Origin of the sequence: Aureimonas sp. AU20 (assembly GCF_001442755.1) — a bacterium.
Taxonomy (GTDB): Bacteria; Pseudomonadota; Alphaproteobacteria; order Rhizobiales; family Rhizobiaceae; genus Aureimonas.
On sequence record NZ_CP006367.1, the window covers coordinates 738,513 to 755,532 of the forward strand.

19 protein-coding genes are annotated in these 17,020 nt (G+C 69.6%); 8 read left to right on the forward strand and 11 right to left on the reverse strand.

Annotated elements, in window-relative coordinates; genetic code table 11:
* Nucleotides 1-103: 103 nt before the first annotated feature.
* Nucleotides 104-1,636, reverse strand: a complete 1,533-nt coding sequence (locus M673_RS03355) for a YifB family Mg chelatase-like AAA ATPase (protein WP_061973559.1) — start codon at nt 1,634-1,636, stop codon at nt 104-106.
* A 101-nt stretch (nt 1,637-1,737) separates the two neighbouring features.
* Here M673_RS03355 and M673_RS03360 point away from each other — a divergent pair, with 101 nt between their 5' ends.
* Complete coding sequence (locus M673_RS03360; RefSeq protein WP_061973560.1) at nt 1,738-2,268, forward strand: GNAT family N-acetyltransferase; 531 nt, start codon at nt 1,738-1,740, stop codon at nt 2,266-2,268.
* A gap of 117 nt (nt 2,269-2,385) precedes the next feature.
* On the opposite strand, the gene M673_RS03365 is transcribed toward M673_RS03360, so the two are convergent.
* Nucleotides 2,386-3,015 carry an SH3 domain-containing protein gene (locus M673_RS03365; protein WP_061973561.1) on the reverse strand — a complete coding sequence of 210 codons (630 nt, stop codon included), beginning with the start codon at nt 3,013-3,015 and terminating at the stop codon, nt 2,386-2,388.
* A gap of 141 nt (nt 3,016-3,156) precedes the next feature.
* Entirely contained in the window at nt 3,157-4,095 is a 939-nt protein-coding gene (gene gshB, locus M673_RS03370) for a glutathione synthase (RefSeq protein WP_061973562.1), read from the reverse strand.
* A 216-nt stretch (nt 4,096-4,311) separates the two neighbouring features.
* Between gshB and M673_RS03375 the strand changes: the two genes are divergently transcribed.
* Entirely contained in the window at nt 4,312-4,920 is a 609-nt protein-coding gene (locus tag M673_RS03375) for a hypothetical protein (protein ID WP_061973564.1), read from the forward strand.
* Nucleotides 4,921-4,941: 21 nt separating this feature from the next.
* On the opposite strand, the gene M673_RS03380 is transcribed toward M673_RS03375, so the two are convergent.
* The 6 genes from M673_RS03380 to rph form a co-directional block, all read right to left on the reverse strand.
* Nucleotides 4,942-5,340 (reverse strand): YraN family protein, encoded by a 399-nt coding sequence (locus M673_RS03380; RefSeq protein ID WP_061973566.1) that lies wholly within the window; start codon nt 5,338-5,340, stop codon nt 4,942-4,944.
* Entirely contained in the window at nt 5,337-6,293 is a 957-nt protein-coding gene (gene rsmI / locus M673_RS03385; protein WP_244493259.1) for a 16S rRNA (cytidine(1402)-2'-O)-methyltransferase, read from the reverse strand. Before rsmI ends, M673_RS03380 begins: the two co-directional genes overlap by 4 nt.
* Nucleotides 6,290-6,631, reverse strand: a complete 342-nt coding sequence (locus M673_RS24830; protein ID WP_061973568.1) for a YnfA family protein — start codon at nt 6,629-6,631, stop codon at nt 6,290-6,292. The genes rsmI and M673_RS24830 overlap by 4 nt, the downstream gene beginning before the upstream one ends.
* 367 nt (nt 6,632-6,998) lie before the next feature.
* On the reverse strand, nt 6,999-8,219 hold the full coding sequence (gene hemW, locus M673_RS03395; RefSeq protein WP_061973570.1) for a radical SAM family heme chaperone HemW: 1,221 nt from the start codon (nt 8,217-8,219) through the stop codon (nt 6,999-7,001).
* The gene (gene rdgB, locus M673_RS03400; RefSeq protein WP_061973572.1) at nt 8,216-8,869 is read right to left on the reverse strand and encodes an RdgB/HAM1 family non-canonical purine NTP pyrophosphatase; all 654 of its coding nucleotides are present in this window, start codon (nt 8,867-8,869) and stop codon (nt 8,216-8,218) included. Before rdgB ends, hemW begins: the two co-directional genes overlap by 4 nt.
* 93 nt (nt 8,870-8,962) lie before the next feature.
* Nucleotides 8,963-9,682 (reverse strand): ribonuclease PH, encoded by a 720-nt coding sequence (gene rph / locus M673_RS03405; RefSeq protein ID WP_061973574.1) that lies wholly within the window; start codon nt 9,680-9,682, stop codon nt 8,963-8,965.
* Nucleotides 9,683-9,861: 179 nt separating this feature from the next.
* On the opposite strand from rph, the gene hrcA reads away from it, so the two are divergent.
* Nucleotides 9,862-10,983, forward strand: coding sequence for a heat-inducible transcriptional repressor HrcA (gene hrcA / locus M673_RS03410; RefSeq protein ID WP_061973576.1), 1,122 nt, complete (start codon nt 9,862-9,864; stop codon nt 10,981-10,983).
* A 115-nt stretch (nt 10,984-11,098) separates the two neighbouring features.
* Entirely contained in the window at nt 11,099-11,848 is a 750-nt protein-coding gene (grpE, locus tag M673_RS03415) for a nucleotide exchange factor GrpE (protein WP_082639145.1), read from the forward strand.
* Between the two features lie 66 nt (nt 11,849-11,914).
* Here grpE and M673_RS03420 read toward each other — a convergent pair whose 3' ends face one another.
* Nucleotides 11,915-12,523: a LysE/ArgO family amino acid transporter gene (locus M673_RS03420; RefSeq protein WP_061973578.1), complete on the reverse strand. Its 609-nt coding sequence runs from the start codon at nt 12,521-12,523 to the stop codon at nt 11,915-11,917.
* A 100-nt stretch (nt 12,524-12,623) separates the two neighbouring features.
* Between M673_RS03420 and M673_RS03425 the strand changes: the two genes are divergently transcribed.
* Nucleotides 12,624-13,529 carry a LysR family transcriptional regulator ArgP gene (locus tag M673_RS03425; RefSeq protein WP_061973579.1) on the forward strand — a complete coding sequence of 302 codons (906 nt, stop codon included), beginning with the start codon at nt 12,624-12,626 and terminating at the stop codon, nt 13,527-13,529.
* A gap of 3 nt (nt 13,530-13,532) precedes the next feature.
* On the opposite strand, the gene folD is transcribed toward M673_RS03425, so the two are convergent.
* Nucleotides 13,533-14,435 (reverse strand): bifunctional methylenetetrahydrofolate dehydrogenase/methenyltetrahydrofolate cyclohydrolase FolD, encoded by a 903-nt coding sequence (gene folD / locus M673_RS03430; protein WP_061973581.1) that lies wholly within the window; start codon nt 14,433-14,435, stop codon nt 13,533-13,535.
* Between the two features lie 200 nt (nt 14,436-14,635).
* Here folD and M673_RS03435 point away from each other — a divergent pair, with 200 nt between their 5' ends.
* From M673_RS03435 to M673_RS03440, 3 genes are all read left to right on the forward strand, one after another.
* Nucleotides 14,636-15,415 carry a 3-hydroxybutyrate dehydrogenase gene (locus M673_RS03435; RefSeq protein ID WP_061973583.1) on the forward strand — a complete coding sequence of 260 codons (780 nt, stop codon included), beginning with the start codon at nt 14,636-14,638 and terminating at the stop codon, nt 15,413-15,415.
* A gap of 50 nt (nt 15,416-15,465) precedes the next feature.
* Nucleotides 15,466-15,609 (forward strand): DUF3096 domain-containing protein, encoded by a 144-nt coding sequence (locus tag M673_RS23475; protein WP_082639146.1) that lies wholly within the window; start codon nt 15,466-15,468, stop codon nt 15,607-15,609.
* 110 nt (nt 15,610-15,719) lie between these two features.
* On the forward strand, nt 15,720-17,015 hold the full coding sequence (locus M673_RS03440) for an NAD(P)/FAD-dependent oxidoreductase (protein ID WP_061973585.1): 1,296 nt from the start codon (nt 15,720-15,722) through the stop codon (nt 17,013-17,015).
* Nucleotides 17,016-17,020: the final 5 nt, after the last annotated feature.

Consider the following 17,020-nt stretch of genomic DNA (forward strand, 5'->3'; position numbering starts at 1 on the left):
CCTCTCTGGGGTCGGAAAAGAGTCCCGAAAGAACGCGGGGGTTCCGGGGCGTCAGGCCCCGGGCGGGGCACGGGGCGGCAGCCCCGCCATTCCCCTCAGCCCATCAAGCCGCCTGCAGGCGCTCGGGCAGGCTGCGATAGGACAGGGCTTCGGCGAGATGGGGGCGGCCGATGGCATCGGCGCCGGCGAGATCGGCGATGGTGCGGGCGACCTTCAGAACGCGGTGATAGGCGCGGGCGGACAGGCGCATGCGCTCGGCGGCGTCGCGCAAGAGGGCGAGGCCGGCGCTATCGGGCGCGGCGGCTTGTTCCAGCCGGTCGGCCGGGCAGCGGGCGTTGGTGGTGCCGGGAGCCAGGCCAAGAGCTTCGTAGCGTCGGCTCTGGAGGGCGCGGGCGGCTTCGACGCGGGCGCGAACCACGGCGGAAGGTTCGGAGGCGCCGGGCTGGATGAGATCCAGCGCGGTGACGGCGGGCACGTCGACGCGCAGGTCGATCCGATCGAGCAGCGGGCCGGAAAGACGGCCCTGATAGTCGCTGACACAGCGTGGGCCCCGCGCGCAGACATGGCCCGGCTCGCCGGCCATGCCGCAGCGGCAGGGGTTCATGGCGGCGACGAGTTGGAACGCGGCAGGATAGGTCACGCGGTGGTTGGCGCGGGCGATGACGCACTCGCCGGTCTCGATCGGCTGGCGCAGCGAGTCGAGCACGGAGGGCGTGAACTCCGGCAACTCGTCCAGAAACAGGACGCCGTGATGGGCCAGCGAGACCTCGCCCGGCCGGGCGCGCTGCCCGCCGCCCACCATGGCGGCCATTGAGGCGGAATGATGCGGCGCGCGGAACGGCCGGCGGGCGGAGAGGCGCCCTTCCGAAAGCTCCCCGGCGACGGAGGCGATCATCGAGACGTCGAGCAGTTCGCGCGGGCCGAGAGGCGGCAGAAGCGAGGGCAGACGCTGCGCCAGCATGGACTTGCCCGAGCCGGGCGGCCCCACCATCAGAAGGTTATGATTTCCGGCCGCCGCGATCTCCAGCGCGCGCTTGGGGATTGTCTGTCCCTTGATATCCTGAAGGTCGGGAAGCGGATGGGCGCTGGCGTCCTCGAGCGTCGGCTCGGGCCGGGCGAGGCGCTGCGTGCCGCGAAAATGATTGGCGACCTGGATGAGCGAGCGGGGCGCCAGAATGTCCATCTCGGGATCGGCCCAGGCCGCCTCTGACCCGCCGCCCTCCGGGCAGATGAGGCCGAGACCGAGCGCGTTGGCGGCCATGGCGGCGGGCAGGACGCCGCTGACCGGCGTCACCAGCCCGTCCAGCGAGAGCTCGCCCAGCACGACGAAGCGCTGAAGCGCGTCGGCCGGAATGGCGCCGAGCGCGGCCATGAGGCCGAGCGCGATGGGCAGGTCGTAATGCGAGCCTTCTTTTGGAAGGTCGGCGGGCGCCAGATTGACGGTGACGCGCTTGGGCGGCATGGCGAGGCCCGAAGCGTGCAAGGCGGCCTGAACGCGCTCGCGGCTTTCCGTCACCGCCTTGTCAGCCAAACCCACGATGCTCATGCCGACCTTGCCGGGCGCCACCAGAACCTGCACATCGACCGGCACCGCCTCGACGCCCTGAAAGGCGACGGTTCTCACGCGCGATACCATGCCCGCCTTTCGATTCCAGTTTCATTCTAGGGGCGAGACTAAGTCGCGCTCGGCGTGTGCGCAAGGACGCTCGAGAATCGTTTGGCCCGGACGCGCTCTCCATGTTCAATGCCGTGATGATCACGACCGAGAGCCTCCATCTTCGTCCGCTTTCCGCCGCCGATTTCGAACAGCATCACGAGCTGAACGGGCATCCCGAGGTGTTCCGTTATCTCGGTGGAAAGCCGACTTCGCGGGAGGCGAGCTGGAACCGCTGCCTGGCCCAGGTGGGCCATTGGGTCAGCTTCGGCTACGGCATGTTCACGATCGAGGAGAAGGTCAGCGGTCGCTTGATCGGACGCGCGGGCCTGTTTCGATCGGAGCGTGGGCTCGGCCCCGATTTCGATCCGTTTCCCGAATCAGGCTGGATTCTTCATCCGTCCGTCTGGGGCCTGGGCTATGCCCGGGAAGCCGTTCTAGCCTCCCATGAATGGTTCGACATGGCGCATCGCACGGCGCGGACGGTGTGCATCATCAGCCCGGATAACGCCGCCTCGCTGAAGATCGCGCGACAACTCGGCTACGCCGAGACCGGCACTGTTGCGTATCAAGGAGACGATGTCCTGACTCTCACCCGGTTCGTCGCGGCTTAAGCGAACGAAGTCACGCATTCCGGACGATCGCAGAGAGTTTTCCCGATCGAGCTCGTCAAAACTCCAGGCACACTCCCAAAAACAAAGGCGGCGCCCTGCGGCGCCGCCTCGATGCGGTCAGTAATCTTCCCAGCCGGGCGGCGGTGGGGGCGGGGGCGGCGGGCCGTCCTCGAAACGGTCCCGGTCTCGCCGGCCCTCGAACCGGTCGCGGTCCCGCTCGAAGCGGTCGCGGCGGTCCCGCTCCCAGCCGGGAGGCGGCGGGGGAGGAGGCGGGGGCGGCGCGTCGTAATAGCCGCTGTAGCGCGGGCGCGGCGGCGGGGGCGGGCCACGGTCGAAGATGCGCGGCCCGTAGATGCCGTCCCAGCGCCTGCGGTCGCGGTAGAAGTCGCGGTCGCGATAGTGGTTGTCCCAGTAGCGGCCGAAGGAATAGGTGACCGTCGGCGCCCCGATATAGCCGACGACGCGCGGCCCGGTGTAGCGCTGGCCGCCCCGGACATAGGCGAGATAGCTGGAGGAGATCCAGCCGCGCTGTCCGTAGAAGTCCACGTCGCACCAGGCGCGGTTGGCCAGGCACCCGAAGACATGCACCTCCTCGCCGCCGCGCACGACGTTCACCGGCGGATAGGCCGTGGACGGGCCGGCGCGCAGGTTGACGTTCGTGGTGGCGATGGCCGAGGCGGCGCTGGCAAGGCCGGGCACGAGAGCGGCGCCAGCCAGGACCAGGGAGAAGAGACGAGCTTTCGTCATGATGGAACCATCCGGATGGAGGCGCGAGTTCGATGATGCCAATCTAATGCGGCCAAGCCGAACGGGGTCCGAACGCCCCGTTCAGCCCGCGTTCAGAAATGCGCGGAGGCTCCGCCGGTTGCGCGAGGCCGCGCGAACCGCTCAGCGCTTGGCCTCGACCGCATCCCAGAACAGGGCGGCGATGTCGGCGCCGCCGAAGCGCTTCACCTCGCGGATGCCTGTCGGGGAGGTGACGTTGATCTCGGTGAGATAGTCGCCGATCACGTCGATGCCCACGAACACCTGACCGCGTTCCTTCAGCTTGGGGCCGATGCGCTCGCAGATTTCACGCTCGCGCGCGGTGAGCTCGGTCGGCTCGGCTCGCCCGCCCACATGCATGTTGGAGCGCGCGTCGGTCTCGGAAGGCACGCGGTTGATCGCGCCCACCGGCTCGCCGTCGATCAGGATGACGCGCTTGTCGCCCTTGCGCACGTCCTTGAGATAGCGCTGCGCGATGAAGGGCTCGCGGAACAGGAGCGCGAAGGTCTCCAGGAACGAGGAGAGGTTGCGGTCGTCCTTGGTCAGGTGGAAGACGCCGGCGCCGCCGTTGCCATAGAGCGGCTTCAGGACGATCTCGCCGAACTCGGCGCGGAAGGCCGCGATCTCGGCCGGGTCCTTGGTGATGATCGTCTCCGGCATGAGATCGGCGAACTCGGTGACGAAGATCTTCTCCGGCATGTTGCGGACCCAGGCCGGGTCGTTGACCACCAGCGTCTTGGGATGGATGCGCTCCAAGATATGGGTGGAGGTGATGTAGTTCATGTCGAAGGGCGGGTCCTGGCGCAGAAGCACCACGTCCATGGTCGAGAGATCGACCTTGTGCGGCTCGCCCAGCGTGAAATGCTTGCCCTGCTCCTCGACGAGGTTCAGCGTCTCCACCCGCGCGGTGGCGACGCCGTCGCGCAGCGACAAACGGTCCGGCGTGTAGTGGAAGAGCTGGTGCCCGCGCCGCTCGGCTTCGAGGCAGAGGGCGAAGGTGGAATCGCCCTTGATGGTGATGCCCGACACATGGTCCATCTGGACCGCGACCTTGAGCGACATGCGGTGTGTTCCCCGAACGGTTCCGTCCCCGCCGAGGTAGAGGGGAACGGGGCCTCTGTCCACGGGGCGGGGCGGATCGTGACCCGCCGGCCACAGGCGCGCCCAAGCGCGAAAGGTCTCACGCCATGGTGATGGCGGGCGCCGCCGCCCCCGTTGCGGCTGAGGGAGGAGGCGCTAAAGCCGACGCTCCATCTCCCCAGCAGAAATCGGTTTCCCATGGTTTTCAGGTTGCTCGCGGCGCTCGCCTTCGCCGCGTTTCTGTCCGGCTGCGCCAGGCCCGTGGTCGAGACGACCGGCCCGCTCGCCGTGCGCGAGGTGAGCGTCAGCGCCATCGAATCGCTGAAACCCGAGACCGACATTCTCTCGCTGGTTCGCCAGACCGTTCCCTCGCAGATCATCGGCATCAGCGAAGGCAAGGCGACGAAGGTGGAGGTGACGCTGGTTCTCCTCGCCTACAAGAACCCGCTCATGTCGCTTCTGGCGGGAGACGCCAACAAGCTGGGCGCCACCGTGGTGCTGCGCGACACGGCCGGCACGGAGCTTTCGCGCTTCAACGTCCTGTCGCTCGACCAGACCCTGGTGAATGGCATTGCCGGGGCCATGCTGTCCATCGCGCAGGACCGGGCGCGGGTGGATCGCGCCCTGGCGCGCGATCTCGCCAGCACCATCGAAAAGCGCATCTACGGCCAGACCAGCCGTCCGGTCATGGTGCCGGAACTCGCCGCGCCCTTTTCAAGGGGGCAGGCCGCTTCGCCCGTCGCGCCCTCGATGCCGCCGGAGCCCCATGACCCTCGCCCCGCCAGCAGCCCCGGCGCGGGCGTCTGAGGGTTCGGCTGGAGAGCGTCTCTAAAGCGTCCCCCGCCACGCGTCCTTCACATGAACCGGCCAGCGGCGAGGGAGGACGGCGACGATGTCGAAGCGCATGGAGAGGCCGGCAGTGCGCTTCTGGCGGGACAGCCAGAGATCGGCGGCGCGCTCGATGCGCGCCTGGGCGGCGGGCGTCACGGCGTTCATGGCCGCTTCCAGCGTCGGGCGCGCCTTCACCTCGACGATGGCGACCAGCGCGCCGCGCCGGGCGACGAGATCGATTTCGCCGGACGGGGTGCGATAGCGCACGGCGAGAATGCGGTAGCCCTTGAGGCGCAGCGCCCAGGCCGCCAGCATCTCGGCCCGGTGGCCCTTGCGGAAGAAGGCGCGCTTGCGCTGGAGGCCGGGCTTCGCGCCATCGCCGCCGGCCCGGCTCATTCGCCCTTCAACTCCAGCGCGCGGGCGTAGAGGTCGCGGCGGGAAAGGCCGGTGAGCTTCACCGCCTCCTGCGCGGCCTTTGCCGGCTTCATCTCGGCGAGAAGCCCGCGCAGGATCGTGTCGACATCGCCGCTGGTCGCGGCCGCGTCCTCGCCGGGCGGGCCGACGCAGACGACGATCTCGCCGCGAACCCGCTCTTGCGCGGCAAACAGGTGGCTCAGTTCGGGCAGCGTGCCGCGATAGATCGTCTCGTAGGCCTTGGTCAGCTCTCGGCAGACGGCGGCTGGGCGCGCGCCCAGCACCTCAGCCATGGCGGCGAGGCTCTCAGCGATCCGGTGCGGCGCCTCGAAGAAGAGAAGCGTGCCGGGAATGCGGGCGAGCGTTTCCAGCTTGGTGACGCGCGCGCCGTCCTTCACGGGCAGGAAGCCGGCAAAGAAGAAGCTGTCGGACGGCAGGCCGGACGCGAGAAGAGCGGCCAGCGGCGCCGATGCGCCGGGAATGGGAATGACGGGAAGGCCGCGCTTGATCGCCTCCTCGCCCAGCCGGAAGCCGGGGTCGGACACGAGCGGCGTGCCGGCGTCGGACACGAGCGCGACCGAGCGGCCGGCTTCCAGCTCGGCCAGGAGCCCCGCGCCCGCCTCGGCGGCGTTGTGGTCGTGATAGGCGACGAGGCGGCGGCGGATGCCGTAGCGGGCGAGAAGCTTCTGCGTGACGCGCGTGTCCTCGCAGGCGAGCCAGTCCGCCCCGGCGATGACGTCCAGCGCCCGCAGCGTGATGTCGGAAAGATTGCCGATCGGCGTCGCCACGAGATAGAGCGCCGGCTCGGGTTTTTGCGCGCGCAGCGTCGCGCCGCGCACGAGAAAGCTCGCGCCGGACTCCGTGCCGTGATCCTCCACCACCACATCGTCCGGCAGCGTATCGTCGTTCTGGTGGTCGTCGGCCATGTCGCTCATGCGGCGCCCCGGGGTGCGAAGAGGATGAGGCTCGCGCCGCCGAGACAGAGCGCGGCGCCGGCGAGATCGAACCGGTCGGGCCGCACGCCCTCGACGGCCCAGAGCCAGACGAGCGAGACCAGGATGTAGACCCCGCCATAGGCGGCATAGGCACGACCGGCAAAGGCGGCGTCGACCCGGGTCAGAAGAACAGCGAAAAGAACGAGGCAGGCAAGGCCCGGTGCGAGCCAGAGCGCAGAGCGCCCGAGCCGCACCACCGCCCAGAAGGCAAAGCAGCCCGCGATCTCAGCGAGCGCCGCCAGGGCGTAGAGCGCCAGCGTGGCGGCCGGGCCGCTCAAGGCCGGGCTTTCCAGGCCAGCGCGGCAGCGCGGAGACGACGCGCCGATACGGAACTGCCGGAGCGCGGCAGGACAATTTGCGGTGTCGACTCGTCTCGCAATGTTCGGAGGGCGGGCCGGAGCGTCGTCACACCCGCTGCGCTGCCGTGCGCGCCAGCCGGCGACGATCCCTCGACTAGGTTCCGCCCGGCGGTTCGTTCCGCGCGCCCGAATGTCGGCAAGATGCTGCGCCTCGGACAGGCCGGCGAGGCGAGGTCGGAGCCAAGGCGCGGAGACTTGGCCCCCGTCGCATCGGAGAGGCAGCGCCTGCCCCGGAGCGACTTCGATGCGTCGCCCAACCGGCGCGCGCCACTTGCCACCGCGCCTCTCACGCCAGATCGGCGACGACCGCATCCAGCACCAGCATGCCGGCGGGCGTGGCGCGCAGCCGATCGGGGCCGATGCGCTCGATCATGCCGTGGCGCGTCAGCTCGGCCTCGACCTCGGCGTCGATGTCGCGCCCGGCCAGCTTGCGCCAGCGCTTGAGGTCGATGCCTTCCACGAGGCGCAGGCCCATGAGCATCAGCTCGTCGGCCTGCTCGTGCGAGGCCAACGCCTCGTCCTCGACCTCGCCCGAATCCCAGTCCTCGACCATTTTCAGCCAGGTCTCGGGATGCTTCTCGTTGGCCACGGCATGGCGCGCGCCGTCCTTGCCCGGCAGGCGGGCATGGGCGCCGGGGCCGACGCCGGCATAAAGGCCGTAACGCCAATAGGTGAGATTGTGGCGCGATTCCGCGCCGGGCGCGGCGTGGTTGGAAATCTCGTAGGCCGGCAGGCCGTGGAACAGCGTCAGCTGCTGCGTCGCCTCGTAGAGATCGGCCGAAAGCTCGCCGTCCGGCACCACCAGCTTGCCCGCCTTATGCAGGGCGTGGAAGATCGTTCCTTCCTCGATGGTCAGCTGGTAGAGCGAGAGATGGTCGGCGGCGAGCGAGATCGCCTCCGAAAGCTCGCGCTCCCAGGCCGGAACGCTCTGGCCGGGCCGGGCATAGATGAGGTCGAAGGACAGGCGCGGGAAGATCTCGCGCGCCAGCCGGATGGCGCCCAGCGCCTGGGACACGTCGTGCAACCGGCCGAGGCGCTTCAGGTCCGTGTCGTTCAGCGCCTGGACGCCGAGCGAGACGCGGTTGACGCCGGCCGCGCGGTAGCCCCGGAAGCGCTCCGCCTCGACCGAAGTCGGGTTGGCCTCCAGCGTGATCTCGGCGCCGCCGGCGACCGTCCACTGCGCCGAGACCGCGTCGAGGATCGCGGCGACGGTGGCGGGCTCCATGAGCGAGGGCGTGCCGCCGCCGAGGAAGATGGACGTGACGGTCTCGCCTTTGGTGCGCCGGCCCTGCGCGGCGATCTCGCGGCGGAAGGCCTCGACGAAGCGCCCCTGGTCCACCGGCTGGTGGCGCACATGGCTGTTGAAGTCGCAATAGGGGCACTTGGCCGCGCAGAAGGGCCAGTGGACATAGACCCCGAAGCCCGGCTCGCCGGCGGGCGGCGTGTAGGGGCGGATCTGCGAAATGGGGCGGGCGAGGGGGCTGGCGGGCGCCATCATGACGTTCATGCGAGCCCAAGCGCCTCCCGCGCGAAGATCTGGAACGCCCGCGCCCGGTGCGACAGGGCGTCGGGCTGGCCCGGCACCCAGCCGTGCTTCTCCTGCGACTGCATCTCGCCGAAGGTGCGCGTCTCGCCCTCCGGCAGGAAGCAGGGATCGTAGCCGAAGCCGAGCGTGCCGCGCGGCGGCCAGACGATCGTGCCCTCGACCTCGCCGCGATAAAGCCGCGTCTCGCCATCGGGCGAGGCGAGGCAGAGAACGGCGACGAAGCGCGCGGTGCGCCGCTCCGGCGTGGTGGCGCCGGCCGCCTGCAGCTTCTCCTCGATATTGCGCATGGCCATGGTGAAGTCCTTGTCGGGACCCGCCCATCGCGCGGAATAGATGCCGGGATCGCCGCCCAGCGCGTCCACCACCAGCCCTGAATCGTCGCTGAGCGCCAGAAGGCCGGTCGCCTTGGCTGCGGCCAGCGCCTTCAGCGCTGCGTTCTCCTCGAAGGTCGTGCCGGTTTCCTCGGGCTCGGGCAGGGCCTTGTCGGCCGCCGAGACCACCTCGAAGCCGAGCGGCCCCAGAAGCTCGCGAAATTCGGCGATCTTGCCGCCATTGTGGCTGGCGATCAGGAGCGGGCCGCCGGCGGGGTCGAGAAGGGGAGAGTGCGTCATGGCTGCCTGTCGATTGCTTGAAAGGCGGCGCGCACGGCCCCGTCCGTCGTCATGAGATATGCGCCCCGAAACTGATCCGAGGCTACATCTTTATCAGCCTTCGAGGCACTGCCGCTGGTGCGTCACCAGCTCGCCGATGCCCTTTTCGGCCAGCTTCATCAGCGCGTCGAGTTCGGCGCGCGAGAAGGGCTCGCCCTCGGCCGTGCCCTGGATCTCGACGATGCCGCCGCGCCCGGTGAGCACGAAGTTGGCGTCGGTGTCGGCCGCCGAGTCCTCGAGATAGTCGAGGTCGAGGATCGGCTCGCCCTTGTAGATGCCGCAGGAGATCGCGGCGACATGGTCCTTCAGCACCTTGTCGCGCTTCAGCATGCCGCGCGTCTCCATCCAGGACAGGCAGTCCGAGAGGGCGATGAAGGCGCCGGTGATCGAGGCCGTGCGGGTGCCGCCGTCGGCCTGGATCACGTCGCAGTCCACCGTGATCATGCGCTCGCCCAGCGCCTGGAGATCGACCACGGCGCGCAGCGAGCGCGCCACCAGCCGCTGGATCTCCTGCGTGCGGCCGCTCTGCTTGCCGCTGGCCGCCTCGCGCTTCATGCGCTCGCCCGTGGCGCGCGGCAGCATGCCGTATTCGGCGGTGACCCAGCCCTTGCCGGAATTCTTCAGCCAGCCCGGCACGCGCTCTTCCAGGCTCGCCGCGCACAGGACATGGGTGTCGCCGAACTTGACGAGGCACGAGCCCTCGGCATGGCGCGAAACGCCGCGCTCCAGCGAAACGGGGCGCAGTTCGTCGTTCTGGCGTTTGGAAGGCCGCATAGGCAAGGTGATCCGCATTAACAAAGCTTGAACCCGCCTCTTAATGATTGCGGCCCGGATTGGGAATAGCGCTGGAAGAGAAGAGGGGTTCGGGAGAGGCGGCGCCCGTGCCGGACACCCCGCGGCTGCCCGATGCCGCCCGCCTTGGCGCAAACCCCCGGCCTCCCTATAAGAGAGGCATGAAGCGCACGTTGCCCCCCTTTGCCGAACTCCTGTCCGGCCAGAGCGCCCTCACGGGCGCGCTCGACGAGCGTTCGCGCGAGATCTTTCGCCTGATCGTGGACTCCTATCTGGAGTCGGGCGAGCCGCTGGGTTCGCGCAACCTGTCGCGCCTCCTGTCCAATTCGCTCTCGCCCGCCTCGATCCGCAACGTCATGTCGGATCTCGAAGCGCTGGGCCTGATCTACGCGCCGCATGTCTCGGCCGGGCGCCTGCCGACCGAGGTCGGCCTGCGCTTCTTCGTGGACGCCTTCCTGGAGGTCGGCGACGTGCCGGAGCGCGAGCGGGCCGAGATCGAGGAAAAGGTGCGCGACCATGGCGAGCGCCGCCCGGTGGACGCGCTGCTGACGGAAGCCTCGCAGCTTCTGTCCGGCCTGTCGCGCGGGGCGGGCATCGTGGTCGCCGCCAAGGCCGATCCGCGCCTCAAGCATATCGAGTTCGTACGCCTCGACGCGGCGCGCGCGCTTGTGGTGCTGGTGGGCGAGAACGGGGAGGTGGAGAACCGCGTCCTGGCCCTGCCGCCCGGCATCACGGCGGCGCAGCTGGTGGAAGCGGCCAACTTCCTGAACGCCCATGTGGTGGGGCGCACGCTCGGCGAGGCGCGCGGGCGCATCGAGACGCTGAAGGCCGAGACCTCGCGCCAGCTGGACGAGCTGTCGCGCCAGCTGGTCGATGCCGGCCTGGCTGTCTGGGCGGGCGAGGGCGCCGGCCAGCCCTCGCGCCTCATCGTGCGCGGCCGGGCCAATCTTCTGGACAGCGTGTCGGCCGCCGACGATCTCGACCGGCTGCGCCATCTGTTCGACGATCTGGAGTCCAAGACCTCGATCATGGAGCTGATCGATCTGGCCGAGGCGGGCAACGGCGTGCGCATCTTCATCGGCTCGGAAAACAAGCTCTTCTCGCTCTCGGGCTCGTCTCTGGTGATCGCGCCCTATTCCGATTCGCAGGAGCGGGTGATCGGCGCGGTGGGGGTGATCGGCCCGACGCGCCTCAACTACCGCCGCATCGTTCCCATGGTGGATTACACCGCGCGGCTGGTGTCCCGCCTTCTGGCGAGCGGGGCGCCGTCGCGCCGGCCTTGATTTCCGGCCCGCCTCATTCGATATGCCGCAGCGACGAACCCTTCGGAGGGCTGGCGCGGCGGCCGCATGGCGGCGCCCGGCCGGCCCGTCCCTTTGACGCGAACAGGAGTGCCCCATGACAGGCGAGAGCGAAAAGCACGTGAACGACCACGCGGACGAGGCCGGCGCGTATTCCGCTGGCGGCGCGGCCTATTTCAAAGGGTCCGGCGTGTCGGGCGCGGCCGCCGGGGCGCAGGAGCCCGGCGCGCATGCCGATGCCGGCGAAGCGGGCGCCGAGCCCTCCGGCTGGGCCGGCGCGGAAGCGCACGAGGCGCTCCAAGTGCGCGTCACCGAGCTGGAAGCCGAGAACGCCGACGTGAAGGACCGTCTGGTGCGCCTTGCCGCCGACATGGAGAACCTTCGCCGCCGCACCGAGCGCGAAGTGAAGGACGCCCGCCAGTTCGCGGTCGCCAATTTCGCCCGCGACATGCTCGCCGTGTCCGACAATCTCGCCCGCGCGCTGCAGGCGATCCCCGAGGGCGCGCGCGAGGCCGATGCCGGCCTGCAGACGCTGGCCGAGGGCGTCGAGCTGACCGGGCGCGCCATGCAGTCGACGCTGGAACGCCACGGCGTGAAGAAGCTGGAGCCCGAGGGCCAGCGCTTCGACCCGAACTTCCATCAGGCCATGTTCGAGATTCCCAACGCCGAGCTGCCGAACAACACGGTGGTGCAGGTCGTGCAGGAAGGCTACGCCATCGGCGAGCGCGTCCTGCGCCCCGCCATGGTGGGCGTGTCCAAGGGCGGCCCGAAGGTCGCCGTGGGCGCGGACGCCAACGCCGCGCCGGCCAAGCCCGGCGTGCCCGACGAGTCCAGCCAGGACGCCTGAGCCGCCTCGCTCCTCGCGCCATTCCAAAGCCCCGCATCACCCGATGCGAGGCTTTTTTCTTGAGGGTCAGGCGCCCAGCAGAAGCTTGGCGGCGATGCCCCACATCACGAGCCCGATCGCCAGTTCCAGCGCGCGCCAGGCGCTGGGGCGCTCGAAGACCGGGCGCAGCCAGCGCGCGCCGTAGCCGAGCGCGAAGAAGAAGCCGAACGAGGCGGTGACGGCGCCCGCTCCGAAGGTGGGCTCGTTGCCGGGAAAGCGCGTCGACAGACTGCCGATCAGAACCACCGTGTCGAGATAGACATGCGGGTTGGCCCAGGTCAGCACGAGGCAGGTCGCGAGCGCCTGCGCCCGGTTGCCCGCTCCCGTGGCCGCCAGTTGCAGCGCGTCGCTGGCGCGAAAGGCGCGGTGGAGGCTTTTGGCGCCGTACCAGACGAGAAAGCCCGCCCCGAGAAGCCGCAGCGCCGGGTCGAGCATGGGCAGAACGGCGGCGACGCGCGCGAAGCTGCTGACGCCGAGCGTGATGAGAAGCGCGTCCGACACGGCGCAGGCCAGACACACCGCGAAGACATGCGCCCCCATGATCCCCTGCCTCAGGACGAAGGCGTTCTGCGCCCCGATCGCCAGGATCAGCGTCAGCCCCGTCGTCAGCCCCGTGCCATAGGCCGTCATGTCCATCTGTGCGCCTTCCCGCGTCCGAATGGGGACGAGCTAGCATGACACGGCGATGAAGGGGCGTTAAACCAACTTAGGCTGATGAAGCGGAGCTTATGTCGAGATGCTGGACTATCCCGCGTTGCGCGCGCTGGCGGCGGTGATCCGCACCGGCAGTTTCGAGAAGGCGGCGGGCGTCCTGAACGTCACGCCCTCGGCCGTGTCGCAGCGGGTGCGGCAGCTCGAGGAGCGGGTCGGCACGGTTCTGGTGGAACGCGGCCAGCCCTGCCGCGCGACCGAGAAGGGGGACTGGCTTTGCCGGCACATGGATCAGGTCGGCCTTCTGGAAACCGAGCTCTTCGCGCAGCTGCCGGCCTTGGCAGGAGAGGGCGAGGGCGCCTTGCGCCCGACCCTGCCGCTCGCCACCAATGCCGACAGTCTCGGCACCTGGTTTCTTCCGGCGCTGGCCCATTTTTCGCAGGAAAGCGACCCGCTTCTCGACATCGCGGTGGACGATCAGGACCATACGGCGGACTGGCTGCGGCGCGGCCGGGTGCTCGCCGCCGTCACCGCTCTTGCCCAGCCCGTGCAGGGCTGCCGCTCCACGCCGCTCGGGAGCCTGCGCTATGTCGCGACCGCCAGCCCCGCCTTCGTGCTTCGCCATTTCACCGGAGGCGTGACGCCCGAGGCGCTCGGCCGCGCGCCCGCCCTTACCTTCAACCGCAAGGACCGGCTGCAAAGCGGCTGGATCGCGGCCAATTTCGGCGAGGCGGTCACCCATCCCACGCACTGGCTGCCATCGACGCAGGGTTTCGTGGACGCCTGCCGGCTCGGGCTCGGCTGGGGGCTGAACCCGGTTTCCCTGGTGCGGGATCATCTGGAGGCCGGGCGGCTGGTCGAGCTCCTGCCCGGCCGCCCCTACGACACGCCGCTCTTCTGGCAGGTCAGCCGGCTTGCCGCCGAGCGCCTGACCCCTCTCACCCGCGCCGTGGTGGACACCGCGCGGCGCGAGCTGGTTCAGCCGGAGTAACGATCAGAAGCGCGGGCGCGGCTCACCGGCGGCGCGGCAGGCGCTGGCCAGCGTGTTGGCCATGAGCATGGCGATCGTCATCGGGCCGACGCCGCCGGGGACCGGCGTCAAGGCCGATGCGATAGTGGCGATTTCCTCGGAGGCGACGTCGCCGACGAGCCGCGTTCGGCCTTCGCCCTTTTCGGGCGCGGGCACGCGGTTGATGCCGACATCGATCACCACCGCGCCGGGCTTCACGCTGTCGGCGCGCAGGAAGTGCGGACGACCGATCGCGGCAACCAGGATGTCCGCCTCGCGGCAAAGCGCCGGCAAATCCTTCGTACGCGAATGGGCGACCGTCACCGTGGCGTTGGCGAGCAGCAGAAGCTGCGCCATGGGCTTGCCGACGAGATTGGAGCGCCCGACCACCACGGCGCGCTTGCCCGAGAGATCGTCGCCCAGCACGCTGCGCAGGAGAACCATGCAGCCGGCCGGCGTGCAGGGCACGAAGGCCTCGTCGGTCTGGCCGCTGGCGAGGCGCCCGGCGTTCACCAGCGTCAGCCCGTCCACGTCCTTGTCGGGGTCGATGCGCCCGATCACGGCCTCGGCGTCGAGCCCCTTGGGCAGCGGCAGCTGCTGCAGGATGCCATGAATGGCGGGGTCGGCGTTCAGCCGGTCGATCAGCGCCAGAAGCTCGGCCTGCGGCACGTCGGCGGGCAGGCGATGGGTCACGGAATGGAAGCCGCAGGCTTCCGCCGTGCGCCCCTTGTTGGCGACATAGACCTGGCTCGCCGGGTCCTCGCCGACGATCACCACGGCCAGGCCCGGCTGCACGCCGGTCTTGGCGCGCAACGCCTCGCCGCCGGCCTTGGCCGTCTGGAGAACCGCGGCGGCCGTCGCCTTTCCGTCGATCCGTGAAGCCTGCATCGGGGGAAGTCCTTTCGCGCCGACCGTCGTAACTCAAGAGCCCTGTTCGGCCGCAGCCATATAACGGGGACGGGGAGGGGCGAAAGGAAAATGCGCATCCGCGAGGACGCAATGCAGCATGGCGGTGCGCTCGCGGCCTTTTCACGCCCGCGTGCCGGACTATTCTCCTTCCCGCGAGAGGCAGGGAATCGGAGAGCGCCATGCGTCTGGAAGAGCAGGTCGCGGTCATCACGGGGGCGGGGTCGGGCATTGGCCGCGAGATCGCCCGGCGCTATGCGCGCGAGGGCGCGCGCGTCGCGATCGCCGACCTGAAGGGCGAGGCGGCGGAGGAGGCGGCGGCCGAGATCGAGGGGGCCGGCGGCAGCGCCATCGCGCTGACGATGGACGTCACCGACGAGGCCGCCGTGCGGGCGGGGATCGAGCGCGTCGCGCAGCATTGGGGCCGGCTCGACGTGGCGATCGCCAATGCCGGCATCCAGATCGTCCACCCGATCGAGGACTTCCCCTACGAGGAGTTCAAGCGCGTGGTGGACATCCATCTCGGCGGCTCCTTCCTCGTCACCAAGGCCAGCCTGCCGCACATGTACCGGCAGAAATCCGGCTCGATGATCTATATGGGCTCGGTGCATTCGCACGAGCCCTCGGCGCTTAAAAGCGCCTATGTCGCCGCCAAGCACGGCATTCTGGGCCTGGCCCGCGTCGCGGCCAAAGAGGGCGGGCCGCATGGCGTGCGCGCCAATGTCATCTGCCCCGGCTTCGTGCGCACGCCGCTGGTGGAGAAGCAGATCCCCGAACAGGCGCGCTCGCTCGGCATTCCCGAGGAGGAAGTGGTGAGCCGCATCATGCTCGGGCGCACCGTGGACGGCGAGTTCACCACGGTCGAGGACGTGGCGGAGGTCGCGATCTTCCTCGCCGGCTTCGGCTCCAAGGCGCTCACCGGCCAGTCCATCACCGTCAGCCATGGCTGGTACATGGGCTGACCTTCCTTCTCCGCCCGCTCGCAAGACCCACAAACACGGACAAGCCTTCCATGCAGATCATCACCGTTCAGCCCATCGTCGCCTTGATCGCCGGCGTCCTCATTCTCCTGATGCCCCGGCTCCTGAACTACATCGTCGCCTTCTATCTCATCATCGTCGGGCTGACCGGGCTGCTGGGCACGGGCGGCTTCTGACGCCGCGAGGCCGGCGGCTTTCGCTGGCTCTTTTCGCTTGAGCGACGGCGCGGATGCGCGCGACATGGGCGGCGGGTCGGCCGCGGCGTGAGAGAAGGGGAGCGAGAACCATGGCAGGCGGCACCGGGCGAGCGCGCATCGTCATTCTGGGCGGAGGCTCGGGCGGGCTGGAACTTGCCTCCCAGCTCGCTCACCACGGCAAGCTCGACGTGACGCTGGTGGACCGGGAGCTCGCCCATCTCTGGAAGCCCCGGCTGCACGAGTTCGCCGCCGGCACCGTGTCTTCCTCGCTCGCCGAAATGTCCTTCTACATGCTCGGCCAGATGCGCGGCTTCCGCTTCGAGCAGGGCAGCGTCGGCGCGCTCGACCACGACCGGCGCGAGGTGGTGCTGGCCGCCATTCCCGGCGAGGACGGCACGGTCGCGGCGCGCGAGCGGCGCGTACCCTATGACATCTGCGTCGTGGCGCTGGGCGGCGTCGTGCCCGATTTCGGCACGTCGGGCGTTCGGGAATATGCCGTGCGGCTCGACACCAAGGCCGATGCCGACCGGTTTCGCGATCGGTTCATCGCCACCATGATCGAAGCGCGCGAATCGGGCGAGCCGGCCGAGGTGGTGATCGTCGGCTCGGGCGCGACGGGCACGGAGCTTGCCGCGCACCTGCGCCGCTCCGAGCGCGGCTTCTTCGACCAGACCAAGGCCGAGCGCCGCCGCAAGCTGCTTGGCATCACCATTCTAGAGGCCGCGCCCGAGATCATGCCCGGCGCCGAGCCGGAGCTGCGCCGGCAGCTCACCGAGCGTCTGCGCCATCTCGACATCAAGACCGTGACCGACGTGAACGTCTCGCGCATCGATCTCGACTCCGTTTATTCCAAGAGCGGCGAGCGCTGGCCCTGCGACCTCGCGGTCTGGGCTGCCGGGCTCGTCGGCAATCCGCTGCTCAAGGATCTCGGCCGCTTCGAGATGGACAAGCGTGGGCGTATCGTGGTGGACGCGACGCTGCGCAGCACGGTGGACGAGCATGTCTACGTCATGGGCGACGCGGCGAGCCTGACGCCGCCCGGCGCCAAACAGCCCCTGCCGCCGACCGCCCAGGCCGCCAGCCAGCAGGCCGACTATCTCACCGAGACCCTGCCCATCCTCGCCAGGGGCGATCCGGTCGAGCCCTTTCACTATTCCGACAAGGGCCGGCTGATCTCGCTCGGCCGCGCGGGAGCGGTGGGCATGATCGGCTTCGGCGCCAAGGACGATTTCCTCATCCACGGCCACTTCGCCACCGCCGCCTACAACGCCCTGCAGCGCAAGCACCAGTGGCGCGTGCTCGGCCATGTCAGAGGCACGGTCGCCATCGCCGCCGACATGATCTCCCCGACCAAGGGCCCGGCGCTCAAGCTGCACGGCGACTGAGACGC

What these genes read in the sequence shown, in the direction of transcription:
- grpE (WP_082639145.1), top strand. Translation starts at nt 11,099, where the DNA reads ATGACAGGCGAGAGCGAAAAGCACGTGAACGACCACGCGGACGAGGCC.
- hrcA (WP_061973576.1), top strand. Translation starts at nt 9,862, where the DNA reads ATGAAGCGCACGTTGCCCCCCTTTGCCGAACTCCTGTCCGGCCAGAGC.
- M673_RS03375 (WP_061973564.1), top strand. Translation starts at nt 4,312, where the DNA reads ATGGTTTTCAGGTTGCTCGCGGCGCTCGCCTTCGCCGCGTTTCTGTCC.
- rph (WP_061973574.1), bottom strand. Translation starts at nt 9,682, where the DNA reads ATGCGGCCTTCCAAACGCCAGAACGACGAACTGCGCCCCGTTTCGCTG.
- M673_RS03425 (WP_061973579.1), top strand. Translation starts at nt 12,624, where the DNA reads ATGCTGGACTATCCCGCGTTGCGCGCGCTGGCGGCGGTGATCCGCACC.
- M673_RS23475 (WP_082639146.1), top strand. Translation starts at nt 15,466, where the DNA reads ATGCAGATCATCACCGTTCAGCCCATCGTCGCCTTGATCGCCGGCGTC.
- M673_RS03365 (WP_061973561.1), bottom strand. Translation starts at nt 3,015, where the DNA reads ATGACGAAAGCTCGTCTCTTCTCCCTGGTCCTGGCTGGCGCCGCTCTC.
- M673_RS03420 (WP_061973578.1), bottom strand. Translation starts at nt 12,523, where the DNA reads ATGGACATGACGGCCTATGGCACGGGGCTGACGACGGGGCTGACGCTG.
- M673_RS03440 (WP_061973585.1), top strand. Translation starts at nt 15,720, where the DNA reads ATGGCAGGCGGCACCGGGCGAGCGCGCATCGTCATTCTGGGCGGAGGC.
- M673_RS03355 (WP_061973559.1), bottom strand. Translation starts at nt 1,636, where the DNA reads ATGGTATCGCGCGTGAGAACCGTCGCCTTTCAGGGCGTCGAGGCGGTG.
- M673_RS03360 (WP_061973560.1), top strand. Translation starts at nt 1,738, where the DNA reads ATGTTCAATGCCGTGATGATCACGACCGAGAGCCTCCATCTTCGTCCG.
- M673_RS03435 (WP_061973583.1), top strand. Translation starts at nt 14,636, where the DNA reads ATGCGTCTGGAAGAGCAGGTCGCGGTCATCACGGGGGCGGGGTCGGGC.
- rdgB (WP_061973572.1), bottom strand. Translation starts at nt 8,869, where the DNA reads ATGACGCACTCTCCCCTTCTCGACCCCGCCGGCGGCCCGCTCCTGATC.
- gshB (WP_061973562.1), bottom strand. Translation starts at nt 4,095, where the DNA reads ATGTCGCTCAAGGTCGCGGTCCAGATGGACCATGTGTCGGGCATCACC.
- rsmI (WP_244493259.1), bottom strand. Translation starts at nt 6,293, where the DNA reads ATGAGCGACATGGCCGACGACCACCAGAACGACGATACGCTGCCGGAC.
- hemW (WP_061973570.1), bottom strand. Translation starts at nt 8,219, where the DNA reads ATGAACGTCATGATGGCGCCCGCCAGCCCCCTCGCCCGCCCCATTTCG.
- folD (WP_061973581.1), bottom strand. Translation starts at nt 14,435, where the DNA reads ATGCAGGCTTCACGGATCGACGGAAAGGCGACGGCCGCCGCGGTTCTC.
- M673_RS03380 (WP_061973566.1), bottom strand. Translation starts at nt 5,340, where the DNA reads ATGAGCCGGGCCGGCGGCGATGGCGCGAAGCCCGGCCTCCAGCGCAAG.